Raw genomic sequence first — 16,483 nt, 5'->3', positions numbered from 1 at the left:
ACTCAATGAAGAGATCGCCCATTTCGACCATAGTGCGCCGTCGCATCCCGGCAGGGCGACGGGTGGAGGTTGCCGGTTGGAACGATGCCGTGGCGCTGAAGACGATCTCATCCATATTCGACGATCTCGATCCCGGCGACGCGCTCGCCGAAGTGCTCTTCGGGCTGATCATGGCGCTGACCTGGACGGTCGGTTCGCGGCTGGTGATGCAGGAGGAGGGGCTGGATGTTCGCGGGCTGGTCATCTCCACGCTCGGATGCAATGTCGCCTGGGGCATTATCGACGCGGTATTGCGCATTCTGGGGACGACGTTCTTCAGGACCCGGCGGTTGCACCTGTTCCGGCAGGTCAGGGCGGCGCGGGACGAGGCCACGGCGCTAGCCGTGATCCGCAATGAGTTTCCGACCGAGGGCGCGGCGCTTGCCGTCGACGATGCCGATGCGGAGGCACTCTACCGGTCGCTGCTGGCGCTTACCGCCCGGTCCGAGCCGGCAAGGATTTCGTTGACAGGAAGCGATCTGCGTGCGGCGGTGGCGGTGTTCGTTCTGGTCGCGGCCACGGCCATTCCGGCGGTGATCCCGTTCTTTCTGATTGACAGTGCCGAGCGCGCGTTGAGGGTGAGCAATCTGCTGCTGATCGGGCTTCTGTTTTTCACCGGCTATGCCTGGGCGCGCTTTTCCGGCGGGCGGCCGCTTTATGCGGGTGTGACCATGACGTGCCTTGGGCTGGCGATGGTCGGCATTGCCGTGGCGCTGGGTGGCTGAGACAACGATCTAGCCGATCTCCTCAGGGATGAAGCCGCCGGTCTGGCGTTTCCAGAGGCGCGCGAAGAGGCCGTCGCCTTCGGCGAGTTCCGCCGGGCTGCCTTGTTCGACGATGCGGCCCTGATCGAGCACGACGATGCGGTCCATCATGGCGATGGTGGAGAGGCGGTGGGCGATGGCGATGACGGTCTTGCCGCGCATCACCAGGTCGAGCTTTTGCTGGATGGCGGCTTCGGATTCGGTGTCGAGCGCAGAGGTCGCTTCATCGAGGACGAGGATCGGCGCGTCCTTCAAGAGAACGCGGGCGATCGCCACGCGCTGGCGCTGGCCGCCGGAGAGCTTGATGCCGCGGTCGCCGACATAGGCGTCGTAGCCCTCGCGGCCGTCCGCGTCGCGAAGTTCGGCGATGAAGGCGTCGGCGCTCGCCGTTTCCGCCGCTTCCTCGATCTCGGCGCGCGCTGCCTCCGGCCGGCCGTAGCGGATGTTGTCGCCGACCGAGCGGTGCAGCATCGCCACGTCCTGCGCGATGACGCCGATGTTGCGGCGCAGGCTTGCCTGGGTGATGTCGCGGATGTCCTGCCCGTCGATGCGGATTGCGCCCGAGCCGATGTCGTAGAAGCGCAGGAGGAGGCTGACCAGCGTCGTCTTGCCGGCGCCGGAGAGGCCGACGAGGCCGACCTTTTCGCCGGGACGAACTGATAGCTGGAGGTTTTCGATGACAGGCCTGCCGGTCTTGTAGGCGAAACTCACGTCGTCGAAGCGGATTTCGCCTCGGGTTACGTCTAGATCGACCGCACCTTCACGGTCTGTGATGGTGGGTGGCGTCGTCATGACCGGCATGGCGTCCTTGATCGTGCCGATCGCCTGGAAGATCTGCTGGCCCATCTGCAGGAAGGTGAAGGTGTGGCCGGAGAGGCGGTGGAGCACATAGATGGCGCCGACGAACTCGCCGATCGTCAGGAACTGATGCACGAGACCGGTGAAGCCGATCGAGACCATCGCCAGCCAGAGCAGCATGTTCAGCGCCACGACGATGAGCTCGGAGGTGCGGTAGATGCGCTGCTCGCTGTGCTGGGTGCTGACCGACTTGCCGATGACGCGGCGGATCGCGCCAGCCTCGCTGTCTTCGGCGGCGAACTGCTTGATCATCTGCATGTTGGTGTAGAGATCGGTGATGGCGCCGGCGACAAGACTGCGCTGCTTGGCGGTGCGGCGCGAGCGCTCGGTGAAGACGGGCGCCATCTTGACCGCCAGCGCGACGTTGAGCGCCATCCAGATGGCGGCGGGCAGCGCGAGCTGCCAGGAGAGTGCGCTGAGCAACACCACGGAGCCGACCATCTGAAGCAAGAAACGCGGGATCGACTGGAATGCGGCGATGATCTGCTGCTGCACGGCCGACGACACCTGCTGCAGCCGCGAGGCGACCTGGCCGGCGTAGAGATCGTGGAAAAAGGCGAGATCCTGCCGCTCCACCGCCTTGTGTCCCTGCCACTGGATGGCGGCGGGCATGCCGACGCCGAGCGTGTGCGAGGTCAGCGTGTTGACCAGAAAGGAGGCGATCGGCATGGCCGGGAAGATCAGCAACCCGAGGAATGTCAGGAGCGGCCATTCGTCGCGAAGGAAGGGTGCCGCGCCCTTCTGTGTGACGCCGTCGACGATGACGGAGAGGCCCCAAACCATGGTGAGGTTCATCGCCTCAATGGCCATGGATGAAACCGCCAGCGCGATCAGCACGCCTCGGAACATCATGATGAAGTGCAGGAGGACGGCGACCGGTCCCTTTGACGGCAGAGGCCGGTAGGGGATGTCGAGCGGCCGGATCAGGCGCTCGAAGGGGCGGTAGATCGCATCTGAAATCGACATCGGCTCTCGGGTCTGTTGGGGGATGACGGGCTCACTCGAACAGTCCCGGTGGTTGACATGTCTTGAGGTGGTGACTAGCGGCGGCGCACGAGGAGTTCGTAGGCGGCGAAGGCGAGCGACATCAGTGCGAAGACGCCGATTGCCAACGGGTAATTGACGGGGGCGGCGGGATCGAAAAGCTTCGGCAGGCCGATGACGGCGACGGCGGATATCAGGGCGGAAAGCGCTGTTTCCTGGGCGATCATGCGGATGACAGGCGACATGCAGTGCTCCCTCGGCTGTATGAAAAGCGGCGTGAACATGCGGACTAGGGAAGATTAGAGCAATCTCAGCGGGTATCAAGCGTTTGCGGCGTGGCGCTTGGCGCGCGCTGCGTGCATGTTTTTGCTATGGAAGCTGGCGGCGGCTTGGTAGGGCTTCTGCCTGCAATCTGTTGCGCCGCATGTCTCAATCCGCCCGAGGACAATCTGCCATGGCCATCCAGACGTCTCATTCCAAATCGACCGAAGAGGTCATCAAGATACCGGCGATCGGGCTGGCGCTCGGCGTGCGGGTCGATCCGTCCACGACGGATGGCGCGTTCTGTTTCATCGACACGGTCAACGCCCCGGGCTTCGGTCCGCCGCGCCATCGACACAAGGAGACCGAGGTCTTCCGGGTGATGGAGGGGCGGTATCTGTTCGAGGTGGATGGCGAGCAGTTCTACGCCGAGGAGGGCGATGTCGTGACCGTGCCGGGAGGTGCGGCGCATGCCTTCGTCAATGTCACCGATCGGCCGGCGCGGCAGTATATCCTGATTGCGCCCGGGCTTGATGCGCGGGCCTTCTTCCTCGGGCTTGCCGATGTCATGCGCGATGGGCGGCCGGATACGGCGGCGCTCAATGTCTTCGCCAAGACGTGGGACGTGGAGTTTCTGGGGCCGCCGCTGACGGTGCCGACTGAGTAACAGCCTAGCTGCTCAGTCCTTCTTGATATCGATGCCTGCCTCGATGGCGGCGGCGATGAAGGCCTTGCGGGCATCCTCGTTGCTGCGCTTGCCCTTGATGACGTCGGCGCAGACGAGAAGCGCCTTGTCGAGCGCGGGGCCGTCTTCCGTTGGCCAGTCCTCGATCATCGCCCATGAAGCGGCCTGGGTGGTCGCGATGGTGACGTACTGGCCGGGTTCTTCGAGCGCCAGCGTGACGGGCTGCGGCCAGGGCTGCTGGGTGAGATCGCCTTCGGATTTTGCCATGAGACCGGTCGCCTGTTGTCTGTTGTCGCGTGGCGGCCTGCTTAAAGCGGCGGGCGGGTGTGGGCAAGCGGAAAGACGCGGGATGCCAGCCATTGGCCGATGATGGCGGGTTCGTCGTCGTGGAGATGGTGATCAGTGGGTGACGAATGGCTGGTGACGTCGGCACCTGCGGCCTGGAACTGGCTGGCGATACGGGTGGCGTCCTCAGGGGAGCGGCGGTCGTCGCGATCGCCGGAGAGGATGAGGACGGGCTTGGCTGGCATCGACGGGATGATCGCGTCGGGATCGAGCGAGAGCGGGCGGACGAGGATGGCGCCGGCCGCAATATCGGGATCGCGGATCATGAGGGAGGCGGCGATGATGGCGCCGTTGGAGAAGCCGAAGAGGATCGGTGGGCGCGCGATCAGGCCGGTCTCAATGGCTGCTTGGAGGAAGGTGCGGAGGCGCCCGGTCTGGAGCGCGAGGTCGCTTTGGTCGAGCGTGCGGTCGGGGTTGCGGCGGAAGAAGGCGTAACCGCTCTCCCATGGGATGGGGCCGCGCAGCGACAGGTATGGCCAGCCGGGTGCGGCGGTTTCCGCCAGCGGCGGGAGTTCGGTCTCGTCGCGGCTGCTGCCGTGCAGGAGGAGGAGCGGTGGGCCGGCGTCGGCGGTTGAGGTTGCGCGGTAGTGGAAGCCTTTGAGGTCGGGCATTGGGGTGTTGGCTTCCTGTTGTCGGTTGGGTTTTTGGTCCACGATCGTTGCGAGTGTGGTTGACCCTTCGTCTGACGTTTCCCGGACGTTAGGATCCCCACGGCGTCATCCTCGGCCTCGTGCCGAGGATCTAAGCACGTTGCTCGGAATGCAAGGGTGCGGATAAATTGGCGCGGGTGCCAGCGGTGGTTTTGTCCATGACCGTAACGGTTTTGATGGACGTTGGCAGATCCTCGGGACAAGCCCGAGGATGACGGTCGAGCGAGGATTGTGGCGCTCGATCAATGGGTTGGCGATGATGGGTATCACGCTCCTCGTCCGTCAGTCCTCGACCCGACCAACCATCCCCCAAACACCAAAACGCCCGGACAAAGCCGGGCGTTTCGATGTCGTATCCTTACTCGGCCGCTTCGGCGTAGGATTCCAGCGGCGGGCAGGTGCAGATCAGGTTGCGGTCGCCGAAGACGTTGTCGACGCGGTTGACCGGGGACCAGTACTTGTCCACGCGGAAGGCGCCGGGGGGGAAGCAGGCCTGTTCGCGCGAATAGGGGCGATCCCATTCGCCGACGAGGTCTTCGACCGTGTGTGGGGCGTTCTTCAGCGGGTTGTTGGCCTTGTCGGAGCGGCCTTCCTCGATGTCGCGGGCTTCCTGGCGGATCGCCAGCATGGCCTCGCAGAAGCGGTCGAGTTCGGCCTTGGTTTCCGATTCCGTCGGCTCGATCATCAACGTGCCGGCAACCGGCCAGCTCATGGTGGGCGCATGGAAGCCGCAGTCGATCAGGCGCTTGGCGACGTCGTCGACGGTCACGCCTGCGCTGTCGACCAGCGGACGTGTGTCGATGATGCACTCATGCGCCACGCGTCCGGCCTCGGACTTGTAGAGCACGTCGTAGGCGCCCTTCAGCCGGGCGGCGATGTAGTTGGCGTTGAGGATCGCCACCTTGGTCGCCTGCGTCAGCCCTTCGCCGCCCATCATCAGGCAGTAGCTCCAGGAGATCGGCAGGATGGAGGCCGAGCCGAAGGCTGCTGCCGACACAGCACCCGAACGACCGTCGGTTTCCGGATGGCCGGGAAGATGCGGCGCCAGATGCGACTTCACGCCGATCGGGCCCATGCCGGGACCGCCGCCGCCATGCGGGATGCAGAAGGTCTTGTGCAGGTTGAGGTGGCTGACGTCGGAGCCGATGTCACCAGGGCGGGACAGGCCGACCATGGCGTTCATGTTGGCGCCGTCGAGGTAGACCTGGCCGCCGTGCTTGTGCACGAGATCGCAGATCTCCTTCACCGTTTCCTCGAACACGCCGTGCGTCGAGGGGTAGGTGATCATGCAGCAGGAGAGGTTCTCCGAATACTGCTCGGCCTTGGCGCGGAAGTCGTCGAGGTCGATGTCGCCGTTTTCGCGAACCTTGACGACCACGACCTTCATGCCGACCATCTGGGCGGATGCCGGGTTGGTGCCGTGCGCGGACGTCGGGATGAGGCAGACGTCGCGGTGGCCGTTGCCGTTGGCGATGTGGTAGTTGCGGATCGTGAGCAGGCCCGCATATTCGCCCTGCGCGCCGGAGTTCGGCTGCATGGAAAAGGCGTCGTAGCCGGTGACGGCGCAGAGCTTTTCGGTCAGGTCGTCGATCATCTCGCGATAGCCGAGCGCCTGGTCAGCCGGCACGAAGGGATGGATATCCGAAAACTCGGGCCAGGTGATCGGCAGCATTTCCGCCGTGGCGTTGAGCTTCATCGTGCAGGAGCCGAGCGGGATCATCGAACGGTCGAGCGCCAGATCGCGGTCCGACAGACGACGGATGTAACGCGTCATCTCGCTTTCGGCGCGGTTCATGTGGAAGATCGGATGCGTCAGGTACTCGCTGGTACGCGCGAGGCCCTTGGGCAGGCGATAGCTCGGCTCGAAATCGGCAACGGCGAAGTTGCCGCCGAAGGCGCGCCAGACGGCTTCCAGCGTCGCCGGGCGGGTGCGCTCGTCGAGGCTCATGCCGATCTTGGTGGCGCCGACCTTGCGCAGGTTGACGCCTTCTGCGACCGCCGCGCGCAGGATGACGCCCTGCATGTGGCCGACATCGACGGTGATGGTGTCGAAGAAGGTTTCAGGCTCGATGGTGTAGCCGAGCTTCTCCAAACCCTTGGCCATCAGCACGGCCTTCTGGTGGACCTGCTGGGCGATCGCCTTGATGCCCTTGGGACCATGGAAGACGGCGTACATCGAGGCCATGACGGCGAGCAGAACCTGCGCGGTGCAGATGTTCGACGTCGCCTTTTCGCGGCGGATGTGCTGTTCGCGGGTCTGCAGCGACAGGCGGTAGGCGCGATTGCCGCGGGCATCGACCGAGACGCCGACGAGACGGCCGGGCATGGAGCGCTTGTGGGCGTCCTTGACCGACATGTAGGCCGCGTGCGGGCCACCATAGCCGACGGGAACGCCAAAGCGCTGCGACGAGCCGATGGCGATGTCGGCACCCATTTCGCCAGGCGACTTCAGAAGCGTCAGCGCCAGGATGTCGGCGGCGACGATGGCGATGGCGCCGGTCTGGTGCAGGCGCGAGATCAGGCCGGTGAAATCATGCACATGGCCGTGCGTGCCCGGATACTGGAAGATGGCGCCGAAGACGTCGACAGGGTCGAGATCGGTGAAGGGGTTGCCGATGACGACGCTCCAGCCGAGCGGCTCGGCGCGGGTCTTGATCAGCTCGATCGTCTGCGGATGGCAGGCGGCGTCGACAAAGAAGGCCTTGGCCTTCGACTTGGAGACGCGCTCGGCCATGGCCATGCCTTCGGCAGCGGCCGTCGCTTCGTCGAGCAGCGAGGCGTTGGCGACGTCGAGGCCGGTCAGGTCGCAGATCATCGTCTGGTAATTCAGGAGCGCCTCGAGGCGGCCCTGGGAGATTTCCGGTTGGTAGGGCGTGTAGGCCGTGTACCAGGCGGGGTTTTCCAGGATGTTGCGCTGGATGACCGGCGGCGTGATCGTGCCGTAATAGCCCTGGCCGATCAGCGAGGTCAGAACCTTGTTCTTGTTGGCGGTTTCGCGCAGCTTGTCGAGCGCCTCGCGCTCCGTCATCGGCGCGCCCCAGAGGAGCGGCGCCTTCTGGCGGATGGAGGGCGGCACGGTCGCGTCGATCAGCCCGTCGAGGCTGTTGTAGCCGATGACCTTCAACATATCGGTCATTTCGGCCGGCGAGGGGCCGATGTGACGACGATTGGCGAAGTCGTAGGGCTGGTAGTCGGTAAACTGGAATTCCGTCGGCGTCGTCATTACGCGGTGAGCTCCTTGTAGGCCGCTTCGTCGAGCAGGCCGTCGGCATCGGCGGCGTTGGCGAGCTTCAGCTTGAAGAACCAGCCGGCGCCCTGCGGGTCGGAATTGACCAGCGACGGATCGGCGACGATGGCAGGGTTCACTTCGGTGATCTCGCCTTCCAGCGGGCAGTAGACATCCGATGCGGCCTTGACGGATTCGACGGTGGCCGCGTTGTCGTTCTTGCCGAAGGTGGCGCCGACTTCAGGCAGTTCCACGAACACCAGATCGCCGAGCTGCTCGACGGCATAGGTGGTGATGCCGACGGTGGCGACACCGGCTTCGATCTGCAGCCATTCATGTTCTTCGGTGAATTTCAGCATGGGATGGTCCTCTCTGGGGAATGGGGTGTTTGGGTGGTGTAGGTACTGAAGGCTGTGCCTGGCGATACCCCCCTCTGTCCTGCCGGACATCTCCCCCACAAGGGGGGAGATCGGCGAGTGGGGAGGGCAGCGCCAAACAATGAAGGTAGAGCGAGCGGATGCGCCCAGCCAATCTCCCCACCTGTGGGGGAGATGTCCGGCAGGACAGAGGGGGTACCCCACGCGCAACGCTAACAGCACCCCCTCGCTCCACGCTCACCGTTTGGCGACACGTCCGCCGCTGGTCGATCTCCCCCCTTGTGGGGGAGATGCCCGGCAGGGCAGAGGGGGGTATCCCGCGCACATCGCCAGCGACGGCGGCCTGCGAACAGTGCGCCCGAACAGGCAGTGCAACGATATGGATCGCCGCCGCGCTCATGGTCTTATCGCTTGTAGGTCGGCGTGACGAAGGGAAGTGCGGCGACTGTCACCGGCAGGTACTTGCCGCGAACCTCGGCGTAGACGACCGTTCCGACGTTGGCAGACGCGACCGGCACGTAGCCCATGGCGACAGGGCCTTCGGCGCTCGGGCCGAAGCCGCCTGACGTGGCTTCGCCGATCTCGGTCTTGCCTTCCTGGTCGGCATAGAGCTTGGCGTGGCCGCGCACCGGCGCCTTGCCGTCGGGTTTCAGGCCGACGCGGCGGCGGGTGGCGCCGTGGTCGAGTTCGGAGAGGATACGCTCAGCGCCTGGGAAGCCGCCGGCGCGGGCGCCGCCGGTCTTGCGGGCCTTCTGGATGGCCCAGACGAGGGCTGCCTCGACGGGGGTCGTGGTGGTGTCGATGTCGTTGCCGTAGAGGCAGAGGCCGGCTTCAAGGCGCAGGCTGTCGCGGGCGCCGAGGCCGATCGGCTCGACGTCGGGATGCTCAAGCAACCGCTTGGTGACATCGACGGCCATGTCCGAGGGGATCGAGATCTCGTAGCCGTCCTCGCCGCTGTAGCCGGAGCGCGAGACGAGACAGGAGACGTCGTGCAGGCGGCAGTGGCGCACGTCCATGAACTTCATGGCGGCGACATCGGCCCAGAGTTCGGCCAGGGCCTCGACGGCGCGCGGACCCTGCAGCGCGATAAGCGCGCGGTCGAGCACGGTGATGTCACAGGTGTCGGAGAGGTGCTTCTTGAGATGCGCGACGTCGGCATCCTTGCAGGCGGCGTTGACGACGACGAAGAGGTGGTCGTCGAGATGGGTGATCATCAGGTCGTCGAGGATGCCGCCATTGTCGTCGGTGAAGAAACCGTAGCGCTGGCGTCCCTCGGCCAGCCCGAGGATATCGACGGGAACGAGGCTTTCGAGCGCGAGCGCGACATCTTCATACTTGCCCGACTTCGCCTTGATGACGACCTGGCCCATGTGGGAGACATCGAAGAGACCGGCGGCTGCGCGGGTCTGCAGATGTTCCTTCATGACGCCGGCCGGATATTGCACCGGCATGTCATAGCCCGCAAACGGTACCATGCGGGCGCCGAGCGACAGATGCAGGTCATGCAGCGGGGTTTTCTTCAGGGCAGCAGTATCGTCCAAGGACGCCTCCGGTGTTTGCGCGTGGGTTCCATGCGCGGGCTCAATATTCGGGCGCGGTTGCGCCTTGTTTCGAGCCCCCTCTGTCTGTTTGCCTGAGATTGTTATCCCTTCGGCGCGCGTTTCGAGAACGCGTCTCTCCAGAGTTCCGTCTGCCCCTTGCTGGTCCTTTTGCCTGAGAGTTTCCGGGGCGGTTGCTCCTTCGGCACCGGCTGCGACGAGCCGGCTTCTCCCAACAAGGTTGAGCGCAATTATCTGGCGATGGCGGTGCTTGGCAAGGGGGAATGTCGCCGGCAAGCAATTTTTTGTCGCGGGCTTCTTCGCCGGTCGAATTTCGGATTGAACGAGACGGGTGGTCTCAGTCTTCTTCGTAAAGCTTGAGAGCCTGCTGCAGGGCGGCCTGCGGCTGGCGCTGGCCCATGGTCATCAGGTCGAGCGCGACTTCGGTGGAGTTGATAACGGCGGCGGATTCATCGGTATCCTGGCCGGCATCGGTCCGGCGCTTGATGTCGGCCACCTTGCGGGCATCCTTGGCGGCGGTGCTGGCGGAGACGCGCGGGGGAATGCGCAGCGCTTCAAACGCCGCGGCCGCCGTACTTGCCGAAATGGAACCAACCAGAACTGTCATGTGACAGATTTAGGACGGCGGACCTTCCCGCGCCGCTAAGAACATCGCTAAAATATTACCTTTTGTGATGGTTCTTGCGCCGGATTTGAGTTTTTACGCTATAGTGCAAATGTAGTGCGCCTCTATATCTGTCTCATTGCCTCGTTACTTCTTGCATTACTCAACAACAGAATAGTGCCGGTCCTTCAAAGGAGGAGTTCAGATGCGCCGTTTTCACTCTCTTGCCTTGGCGGGAGCGCTTGTCGTCACCGCCTTCATGGCCACGGCCTGCACCACGACGGAACAGAGCCGCGATGCCAGCATGCCGCTAAATTCGGCCTGCGCCTACGGCTTCAACAACGACCGGCCGTGCAGCTATTGAGGGTGAACTGGCCACCCGCTATTCGATATAGAGGTCTACCAAGGCGTTGCGCCTCTCCTTGTCGATGACGACGAACAGGTGGCCTCCGGCGGGTCCAAACTGATCGTCATCGGCGCGATAGATGTCGTTCGCCTTGAATGGTGTGAATTCGGAGCGGAGGTCGTTGTCGATATAGTCCACGCTCCGAGAACTGCGGCGGGCCTTTTCAACGGAGAAACGCCAGCCGGCCAGCATCGAAGCCATGTCGTCAGGCTCAATCTCGAAGCCGCACGTTACCAGAGCGTCCGTTATGACGAATGGTCCTGTGCACTTGATATTCTTCGCCGATACCGGGAGTTCCTTGATCTTGAGCATCGAACGAAGTTGCCCGGGCGCTTCATCATAGAGTGCCATCGCGGTGATCGAGACGATCACAAGCACCATCCACGCCGACGCTGCGTACAGCCATTTTCGTCGTGTTGCCAATCGTGGTTCCTCGAGGCTGGGTGATCAGGGTTATGCAATCATACGTTGCTACTTCCGTGTCATCGGTCAATGGCGGAATTGCGGCTATTGTGAATGGTTGGTGGAGAATGCGGGCAGGTGAACGATAGTGGTCAATTGGCAACGCATCCAGCCTGCGCTACAGAAGCTGTATGATCCAGGCTCTTCTCGTCGCCGTCGGCGGCGCCATCGGTTCCGTGCTTCGCTATTTTGTCGGCCAGTGGTCGTTGCGGCTGATGGGCCCGAACTTTCCGTGGGGGACGCTTGTCGTCAATGTTGTCGGTTGTTTCGTCATCGGTGTTTTCGCAGAGCTGATCGCGCGGCGTTTCAATGCGTCGAACGAATTGCGGCTTTTGCTGATTACCGGGTTTCTCGGTGGCTTTACGACGTTCTCCGCCTTTTCGTTGGATGCCATCTCGCTGATCGAGCGCGGAGCGATGGCGTCGGCGGCGGTCTATATGGTGGCGAGCGTGGGGCTGTCGATGGCGGCGGTTTTTGCCGGGCTTGCGATCATGCGGGCGTTGATCTGAGAGGGGGATCTGACGTCCTCTGAGATTCAGGTTTCCGTTTTTGCGTAAAATGCTCTAAAGCCAGCGGCAAAGGCCGCGCCTGGTGCCGGCAACTCTTTCCGAAAGTACAGACATGGCTGGCATTGAACATATTACCGTCGAAGCCGACGAGGCGGGCATGCGCCTCGATCGTTGGTTCAAGATCCACTATCCCGGCCTCGGATTCGGTCCGCTGCAGAAGCTGATGCGCTCCGGCCAGGTGCGTGTCGATGGCGGTCGCGTGAAGACCGATGCGCGCGTGCAGCCGGGGCAGGTGGTGCGCGTGCCGCCGCTTGATGTCGATGCCAAGAAGGCCGGGCCGATCGCCAGCCATGATCTGAAGCACGGCGGCGACTACGAGCTGCTGCAGCGCATGGTGCTGCATGAGGACGACAAGGTGATCGTGCTCAACAAGCCGGCCGGCCTTGCCGTGCAGGGCGGGTCCGGTGTGACGCGCAACATCGACAAGATGCTGGAGGCCTGGACGAGCCCGAAGGGCGAGAAGCCGCGCCTCGTGCACCGTCTCGACCGCGACACCTCGGGCGTGCTCGTCATCGCCCGCACGCGCGGTGCCGCGCAGAAGCTGACGGCGGCGTTTCGCGAGCGCGATACCAAGAAGACCTACTGGTCGTTGGTGAAGGGCGTGCCGCGCAAGCACGAGGATAAGATCTCGACCTGGCTGGTGAAGGAACAGACGCCTGACGGAGACCGGATGCGGGTCTGCAAGCATGGCGAGGAGGGCGCCGATCACGCGATCTCCTATTACAAGGTGCGCGAGACGGCGGCGCAGAACCTCGCCTGGCTGGAAATGGAGCCCTATACCGGCCGTACGCACCAGCTGCGCGTCCACGCGCTGCATATCGGCCATCCGATTATCGGCGACCCCAAATATTTCGACGACGACCACAACTGGGATTTCCCCGGCGGTATCCAGAAGCGGCTGCACCTGCACGCCCGCAAGATCGACATTCCGCATCCGAATGGCGGGCGCCTGCGGGTGACCGCGCCGCTGCCGCCGCACATGGTCCAGACCTGGAACCTGCTCGGCCTCGACCTGGCTGAGGCGGATCGGGAAGACTTTGAATGAAACTGGCATTGTTCGATTGCGACGGAACGCTTGTGGATAGCGCCGCGCTGATCCATGAGGTGATGGCGCGCACCTTCGTGCATTTCGGTCATGACCGGCCTGATATCTCGCAGACCAAGGCGATCATCGGGCTGACGCTCGACATCGCAATCGCCCGCATGCAGGGCAAGCCGCATGTGGACGACGAGGCGGTGGCGATGACGGCGCATTACAAGGCGATCTACGCCGATGTGCGCGCCGAAGCCGGCGTCGACGTGCCGCTGTTTGATGGCATCAGTGAGCTGATCCGCACGCTGGCGGAAAAGGACGAGGTGCTGATCGGCGCCGTCACCGGCAAGTCGCGTCGCGGGCTGGTGCATGTTCTGGAGACGCACGGATTTTCCCGCGATTTTATCGTGTCGCGCACAGCAGACGATTGTCCGTCGAAGCCGCATCCGGCCATGGTGACGGAATGCTGCAATGAAACGGGGATGAATGCCGCCGATACCATTGTCATCGGTGACGCGATTTACGATATGCAGATGGCAAAGGCGGCGGGCGCCACGGCGATCGGCGTGTCCTGGGGTTACGCCAGCGTCGACGATCTGATTGCGGCCGGCGCCGATACCATCGCCTACCATCCGGCCGATATACTGAAGCATTTTTCCTGAGGTGAGCCATGCGTGATCTGTTGAACGACCTGTCCGAGGGGCTGAGCCATCCCGATCCGATCCGCCGCGCGCAGATCCAGATGAAGAAGCCGCTGCCGAAGCGTTTCTACAAGGACGTCTCGATAAGCGAGGCCCAAGGGACCGAAGCCGGCTTCGTCGTGGAACTCGACGGCAAGGCCGTGCGCACGCCGGCCCGCAATCTCCTGGCGGCTCCGACGCGCAAGCTTGCCGAGCTGATGGCCGACGAGTGGAAGGCGCAGGGCGACGAGATCGATCCGGGCTCCATGCCGTTGACCAAGCTGATCAATACCGCGATCGATGGTGTTGCAACTGACACGCAGGCGGTGTTCGAAGACATTCTGCGCTTTTCCGGTACCGACATGCTCTGCTACCGCGCCGAAGGGCCGGAAGAACTGGTGGCGCGGCAGACCAAGCTCTGGGATCCGGTGCTCGACTGGGCGTCGAACGCGCTCGGCGCGCGCTTCATTCTCGCCGAGGGCATCGTGCATCAGCAGCAGCCGCAGAGCGCGATTGCGGCATTTTCGGCGGGACTGCGCAAGCACGACAATGCGATCGCGCTCGCCGTGCTGCACACGATCACGACGCTGACGGGATCGGCGCTTCTGGCGCTGGCTTTTGCCGAAGGCGAGCTCGACGAAAACGAGGTTTGGTCGCTGGCACATCTCGAAGAAGACTGGACGATCGAGCACTGGGGCAGCGACGAAGAGGCGGAAGAACGCCGCGCGCTGCGTTTCATCGATTTTCTGGCCGCGACGCGCGCTTTTTTGGCACTGAAGGGCTGAAATAGATTGCCATGACCGTCTTTATGGCGAAGATCGCGACTCTTAGTGGGGTGGATGCGGTTTTTCGTCATGAATGCGTTTCAGTCGGTCATTTCCAAAGTTTTACTATCGTTTTTTGCGCTCGTTTCGGCTTTGGCGCTGTTTTCCTGCGGCTCGCTGATGCCGAAGGAGCCGCCGGGGCCGATCTATGACGTGCGCAGCGCTGTGGTCCTGTCCGGACCGAAGGTGCCGCCGGCCGTGCTTGCGGGTGTGGGCGATCGCGTCAACAAGGCGATCAACGCCACCGTTCGCACCGAGGTCTATCCGCGCGTCGTGCTCACCATCCGCGTCGTCTCCGTCACGACGGGGCAGGGCTACGACAAGAGCCAGAGCTCGGCGAAGATAACGGTCGACGCGGCCTCGGTCGAAGACGGCACCGTGATCGCCGTGTCGACGTTCGACGTGCTCAGCCGCTCGAACCTTTCCGATGCATCCGAAGAAATTCTTGCTGAAAACATCGCAGCGCGTATCCGGTCGATCTTCACGCTCAGCCCGGGCTCGGAATAAGCGCGCCGCAACGGGAGGACGCCTTGAAGGAAATTCTCGAAGAGCTCGAACGTCGCCGTGACATCGCTCGCAAGGGCGGCGGCGACACACGCATCGAGGCGCAACACAAGCGCGGCAAGCTGACCGCGCGCGAACGTATCGACCTCATTCTCGACGAGGGTTCCTTCGAGGAGTTCGGCATGTTCGTCGAACACCGCTCCAACGATTTCGGCATGGAGAAGAGCCGGATCGCCGGCGACGGCGTGGTGACTGGCTGGGGCACTGTCAACGGCCGCACGGTCTTCGTCTTCGCCAAGGATTTTACCGTCTTCGGCGGCTCGCTGTCGGAGGCGCATGCCGAGAAGATCATCAAGGTCCAGGACATGGCGCTGAAGAACCGCGCGCCGATCATCGGGATCTATGACGCGGGCGGCGCGCGCATCCAGGAAGGCGTGGCAGCGCTCGGCGGCTATGCCGAGGTGTTCCAGCGCAATGTGCTCGCCTCGGGCGTCATTCCGCAGATTTCCGTCATCATGGGGCCTTGCGCCGGGGGCGACGTCTATTCGCCCGCGATGACCGATTTCATCTTCATGGTGCGCGACACCTCCTACATGTTCGTGACCGGCCCTGACGTCGTCAAGACCGTGACCAACGAGACGGTGACGGCGGAAGAGCTCGGCGGCGCCTCGGTGCACACGACGAAATCCTCGATCGCCGACGGCGCCTATGACAACGATGTCGAGGCACTGCTGCAGGTGCGCCGGTTGATCGATCTCCTGCCGCAATCGAACACATCGCCGGTGCCGGAGATCGAATGTTACCAGTCGGTGACCGATGCGGATGCGTCGCTGGACACGCTGGTGCCTGTTAATGCCAACAAGCCTTACGACATCAAGGAACTGATCCTGAAGACGGCGGACGAGGGGGATTTCTTCGAGATCCAGGCGAGTTTCGCCAGGAACATCGTCTGCGGCTTCGGGCGGATCGAGGGTTCGACGGTCGGCTTCGTCGCCAATCAGCCGATGGTGCTGGCCGGCGTGCTCGACAGCGATGCCTCACGCAAGGCCGCCCGCTTCGTGCGCTTCTGCGACTGCTTCAACATCCCGATCGTCACCTTCGTCGACGTGCCGGGCTTCCTGCCCGGGACGGCGCAGGAGTACGGCGGGCTGATCAAGCACGGGGCGAAGCTGCTCTTCGCCTATGCCGAGGCGACGGTGCCGAAGCTCACGGTGATCACCCGCAAGGCGTTCGGCGGGGCTTACGATGTCATGGCCTCGAAGCATCTGCGAGGAGATCTCAACTATGCCTGGCCGACGGCGCAGATCGCGGTGATGGGCGCCAAGGGCGCGGTCGAGATCATCTTCCGCAAGGACATTTCAGATCCCGAAAAGATCGCCGAACATACCAGGATGTACGAGGAGCGGTTCCTGTCACCGTTCGTGGCGGCCGAGCGCGGCTATGTCGACGAGGTGGTCATGCCGCACTCGACACGGCGTCGGCTGGCGCGTGGATTAAAGATGTTGCGCAACAAGGATCTTACCAATCCCTGGAAGAAGCACGACAATATTCCCCTCTAAGGTGAATAAGTCGTGGAAAAGTGATGAAAATCAAGCGGATGTGATGAAAGGGCCGAAAATCGTGACTTCTCTGTTTTCAACCAGATCGCTAACG

General features: G+C 63.3%; 18 protein-coding genes and 1 riboswitch. Of the genes, 9 read left to right on the top strand and 9 right to left on the bottom strand.

Annotated elements, in window-relative coordinates:
* Positions 1–89: 89 nt before the first annotated feature.
* Positions 90–764, top strand: coding sequence for a VIT1/CCC1 transporter family protein (locus J5286_RS12325; RefSeq protein ID WP_209190570.1), 675 nt, complete (start codon positions 90–92; stop codon positions 762–764).
* Between the two features lie 9 nt (positions 765–773).
* On the opposite strand, the gene J5286_RS12320 is transcribed toward J5286_RS12325, so the two are convergent.
* Together J5286_RS12320 and J5286_RS12315 are read right to left on the bottom strand one after the other, a co-directional pair.
* Positions 774–2,627: an ABC transporter ATP-binding protein gene (locus J5286_RS12320; RefSeq protein ID WP_209215349.1), complete on the bottom strand. Its 1,854-nt coding sequence runs from the start codon at positions 2,625–2,627 to the stop codon at positions 774–776.
* Positions 2,628–2,701: 74 nt separating this feature from the next.
* On the bottom strand, positions 2,702–2,890 hold the full coding sequence (locus J5286_RS12315) for a hypothetical protein (RefSeq protein WP_209190568.1): 189 nt from the start codon (positions 2,888–2,890) through the stop codon (positions 2,702–2,704).
* A gap of 209 nt (positions 2,891–3,099) precedes the next feature.
* On the opposite strand from J5286_RS12315, the gene J5286_RS12310 reads away from it, so the two are divergent.
* Positions 3,100–3,573 (top strand): cupin domain-containing protein, encoded by a 474-nt coding sequence (locus J5286_RS12310; RefSeq protein ID WP_209190567.1) that lies wholly within the window; start codon positions 3,100–3,102, stop codon positions 3,571–3,573.
* Between the two features lie 12 nt (positions 3,574–3,585).
* Here the strand turns inward: J5286_RS12310 and J5286_RS12305 are convergent, their stop codons facing one another.
* The 6 genes from J5286_RS12305 to J5286_RS12280 form a co-directional block, all read right to left on the bottom strand.
* Positions 3,586–3,858 (bottom strand): DUF982 domain-containing protein, encoded by a 273-nt coding sequence (locus J5286_RS12305; protein ID WP_209190566.1) that lies wholly within the window; start codon positions 3,856–3,858, stop codon positions 3,586–3,588.
* 41 nt (positions 3,859–3,899) lie between these two features.
* A complete protein-coding gene (locus J5286_RS12300; protein ID WP_209190565.1) occupies positions 3,900–4,547 on the bottom strand; it encodes an alpha/beta hydrolase in 648 nt (215 codons plus the stop codon).
* A gap of 397 nt (positions 4,548–4,944) precedes the next feature.
* Positions 4,945–7,809 carry an aminomethyl-transferring glycine dehydrogenase gene (gcvP, locus tag J5286_RS12295; protein WP_209190564.1) on the bottom strand — a complete coding sequence of 955 codons (2,865 nt, stop codon included), beginning with the start codon at positions 7,807–7,809 and terminating at the stop codon, positions 4,945–4,947.
* The gene (gene gcvH / locus J5286_RS12290) at positions 7,809–8,171 is read right to left on the bottom strand and encodes a glycine cleavage system protein GcvH (protein ID WP_209190563.1); all 363 of its coding nucleotides are present in this window, start codon (positions 8,169–8,171) and stop codon (positions 7,809–7,811) included. The genes gcvP and gcvH overlap by 1 nt, the downstream gene beginning before the upstream one ends.
* 422 nt (positions 8,172–8,593) lie before the next feature.
* Positions 8,594–9,730: a glycine cleavage system aminomethyltransferase GcvT gene (gene gcvT / locus J5286_RS12285; RefSeq protein WP_209215348.1), complete on the bottom strand. Its 1,137-nt coding sequence runs from the start codon at positions 9,728–9,730 to the stop codon at positions 8,594–8,596.
* A gap of 150 nt (positions 9,731–9,880) precedes the next feature.
* Positions 9,881–9,972: riboswitch (glycine riboswitch) on the bottom strand.
* Positions 9,973–10,085: 113 nt separating this feature from the next.
* Entirely contained in the window at positions 10,086–10,355 is a 270-nt protein-coding gene (locus J5286_RS12280; protein WP_018902329.1) for a hypothetical protein, read from the bottom strand.
* A gap of 202 nt (positions 10,356–10,557) precedes the next feature.
* Between J5286_RS12280 and J5286_RS12275 the strand changes: the two genes are divergently transcribed.
* Positions 10,558–10,716: a hypothetical protein gene (locus J5286_RS12275; protein ID WP_209190561.1), complete on the top strand. Its 159-nt coding sequence runs from the start codon at positions 10,558–10,560 to the stop codon at positions 10,714–10,716.
* A gap of 18 nt (positions 10,717–10,734) precedes the next feature.
* Here the strand turns inward: J5286_RS12275 and J5286_RS12270 are convergent, their stop codons facing one another.
* Positions 10,735–11,130 (bottom strand): hypothetical protein, encoded by a 396-nt coding sequence (locus tag J5286_RS12270; RefSeq protein ID WP_209190560.1) that lies wholly within the window; start codon positions 11,128–11,130, stop codon positions 10,735–10,737.
* 221 nt (positions 11,131–11,351) lie between these two features.
* On the opposite strand from J5286_RS12270, the gene crcB reads away from it, so the two are divergent.
* The 6 genes from crcB (at position 11,352) to J5286_RS12240 (ending at position 16,389) form a co-directional block, all read left to right on the top strand.
* On the top strand, positions 11,352–11,729 hold the full coding sequence (crcB, locus tag J5286_RS12265; protein WP_209190559.1) for a fluoride efflux transporter CrcB: 378 nt from the start codon (positions 11,352–11,354) through the stop codon (positions 11,727–11,729).
* Positions 11,730–11,841: 112 nt separating this feature from the next.
* Positions 11,842–12,834, top strand: coding sequence for an RluA family pseudouridine synthase (locus J5286_RS12260; protein ID WP_018902332.1), 993 nt, complete (start codon positions 11,842–11,844; stop codon positions 12,832–12,834).
* Complete coding sequence (locus tag J5286_RS12255; RefSeq protein ID WP_209190558.1) at positions 12,831–13,484, top strand: HAD-IA family hydrolase; 654 nt, start codon at positions 12,831–12,833, stop codon at positions 13,482–13,484. The genes J5286_RS12260 and J5286_RS12255 overlap by 4 nt, the downstream gene beginning before the upstream one ends.
* Positions 13,485–13,492: 8 nt before the next feature.
* On the top strand, positions 13,493–14,287 hold the full coding sequence (locus J5286_RS12250) for an ATP12 family chaperone protein (protein WP_209190557.1): 795 nt from the start codon (positions 13,493–13,495) through the stop codon (positions 14,285–14,287).
* 69 nt (positions 14,288–14,356) lie between these two features.
* The gene (locus J5286_RS12245) at positions 14,357–14,833 is read left to right on the top strand and encodes a hypothetical protein (protein WP_245205904.1); all 477 of its coding nucleotides are present in this window, start codon (positions 14,357–14,359) and stop codon (positions 14,831–14,833) included.
* 23 nt (positions 14,834–14,856) lie between these two features.
* Entirely contained in the window at positions 14,857–16,389 is a 1,533-nt protein-coding gene (locus tag J5286_RS12240; protein ID WP_209190556.1) for an acyl-CoA carboxylase subunit beta, read from the top strand.
* Positions 16,390–16,483: the final 94 nt, after the last annotated feature.

The organism is Rhizobium sp. 16-488-2b (genome assembly GCF_017741815.1).
In the GTDB taxonomy this organism is placed as follows: Bacteria; Pseudomonadota; Alphaproteobacteria; order Rhizobiales; family Rhizobiaceae; genus Rhizobium.
The sequence above is the reverse complement of the archived record's forward strand: the minus strand, read 5'-3'. Positions and strand labels throughout refer to the sequence as shown.

Bases quoted from the DNA above. Each gene is read 5' to 3' on its own strand.
- J5286_RS12320 (WP_209215349.1), bottom strand. From the start codon at position 2,627: ATGTCGATTTCAGATGCGATCTACCGCCCCTTCGAGCGCCTGATCCGG.
- J5286_RS12315 (WP_209190568.1), bottom strand. From the start codon at position 2,890: ATGTCGCCTGTCATCCGCATGATCGCCCAGGAAACAGCGCTTTCCGCC.
- J5286_RS12310 (WP_209190567.1), top strand. From the start codon at position 3,100: ATGGCCATCCAGACGTCTCATTCCAAATCGACCGAAGAGGTCATCAAG.
- J5286_RS12305 (WP_209190566.1), bottom strand. From the start codon at position 3,858: ATGGCAAAATCCGAAGGCGATCTCACCCAGCAGCCCTGGCCGCAGCCC.
- J5286_RS12300 (WP_209190565.1), bottom strand. From the start codon at position 4,547: ATGCCCGACCTCAAAGGCTTCCACTACCGCGCAACCTCAACCGCCGAC.
- gcvP (WP_209190564.1), bottom strand. From the start codon at position 7,809: ATGACGACGCCGACGGAATTCCAGTTTACCGACTACCAGCCCTACGAC.
- gcvH (WP_209190563.1), bottom strand. From the start codon at position 8,171: ATGCTGAAATTCACCGAAGAACATGAATGGCTGCAGATCGAAGCCGGT.
- J5286_RS12280 (WP_018902329.1), bottom strand. From the start codon at position 10,355: ATGACAGTTCTGGTTGGTTCCATTTCGGCAAGTACGGCGGCCGCGGCG.
- J5286_RS12275 (WP_209190561.1), top strand. From the start codon at position 10,558: ATGCGCCGTTTTCACTCTCTTGCCTTGGCGGGAGCGCTTGTCGTCACC.
- crcB (WP_209190559.1), top strand. From the start codon at position 11,352: ATGATCCAGGCTCTTCTCGTCGCCGTCGGCGGCGCCATCGGTTCCGTG.
- J5286_RS12260 (WP_018902332.1), top strand. From the start codon at position 11,842: ATGGCTGGCATTGAACATATTACCGTCGAAGCCGACGAGGCGGGCATG.
- J5286_RS12255 (WP_209190558.1), top strand. From the start codon at position 12,831: ATGAAACTGGCATTGTTCGATTGCGACGGAACGCTTGTGGATAGCGCC.
- J5286_RS12250 (WP_209190557.1), top strand. From the start codon at position 13,493: ATGCGTGATCTGTTGAACGACCTGTCCGAGGGGCTGAGCCATCCCGAT.
- J5286_RS12245 (WP_245205904.1), top strand. From the start codon at position 14,357: ATGAATGCGTTTCAGTCGGTCATTTCCAAAGTTTTACTATCGTTTTTT.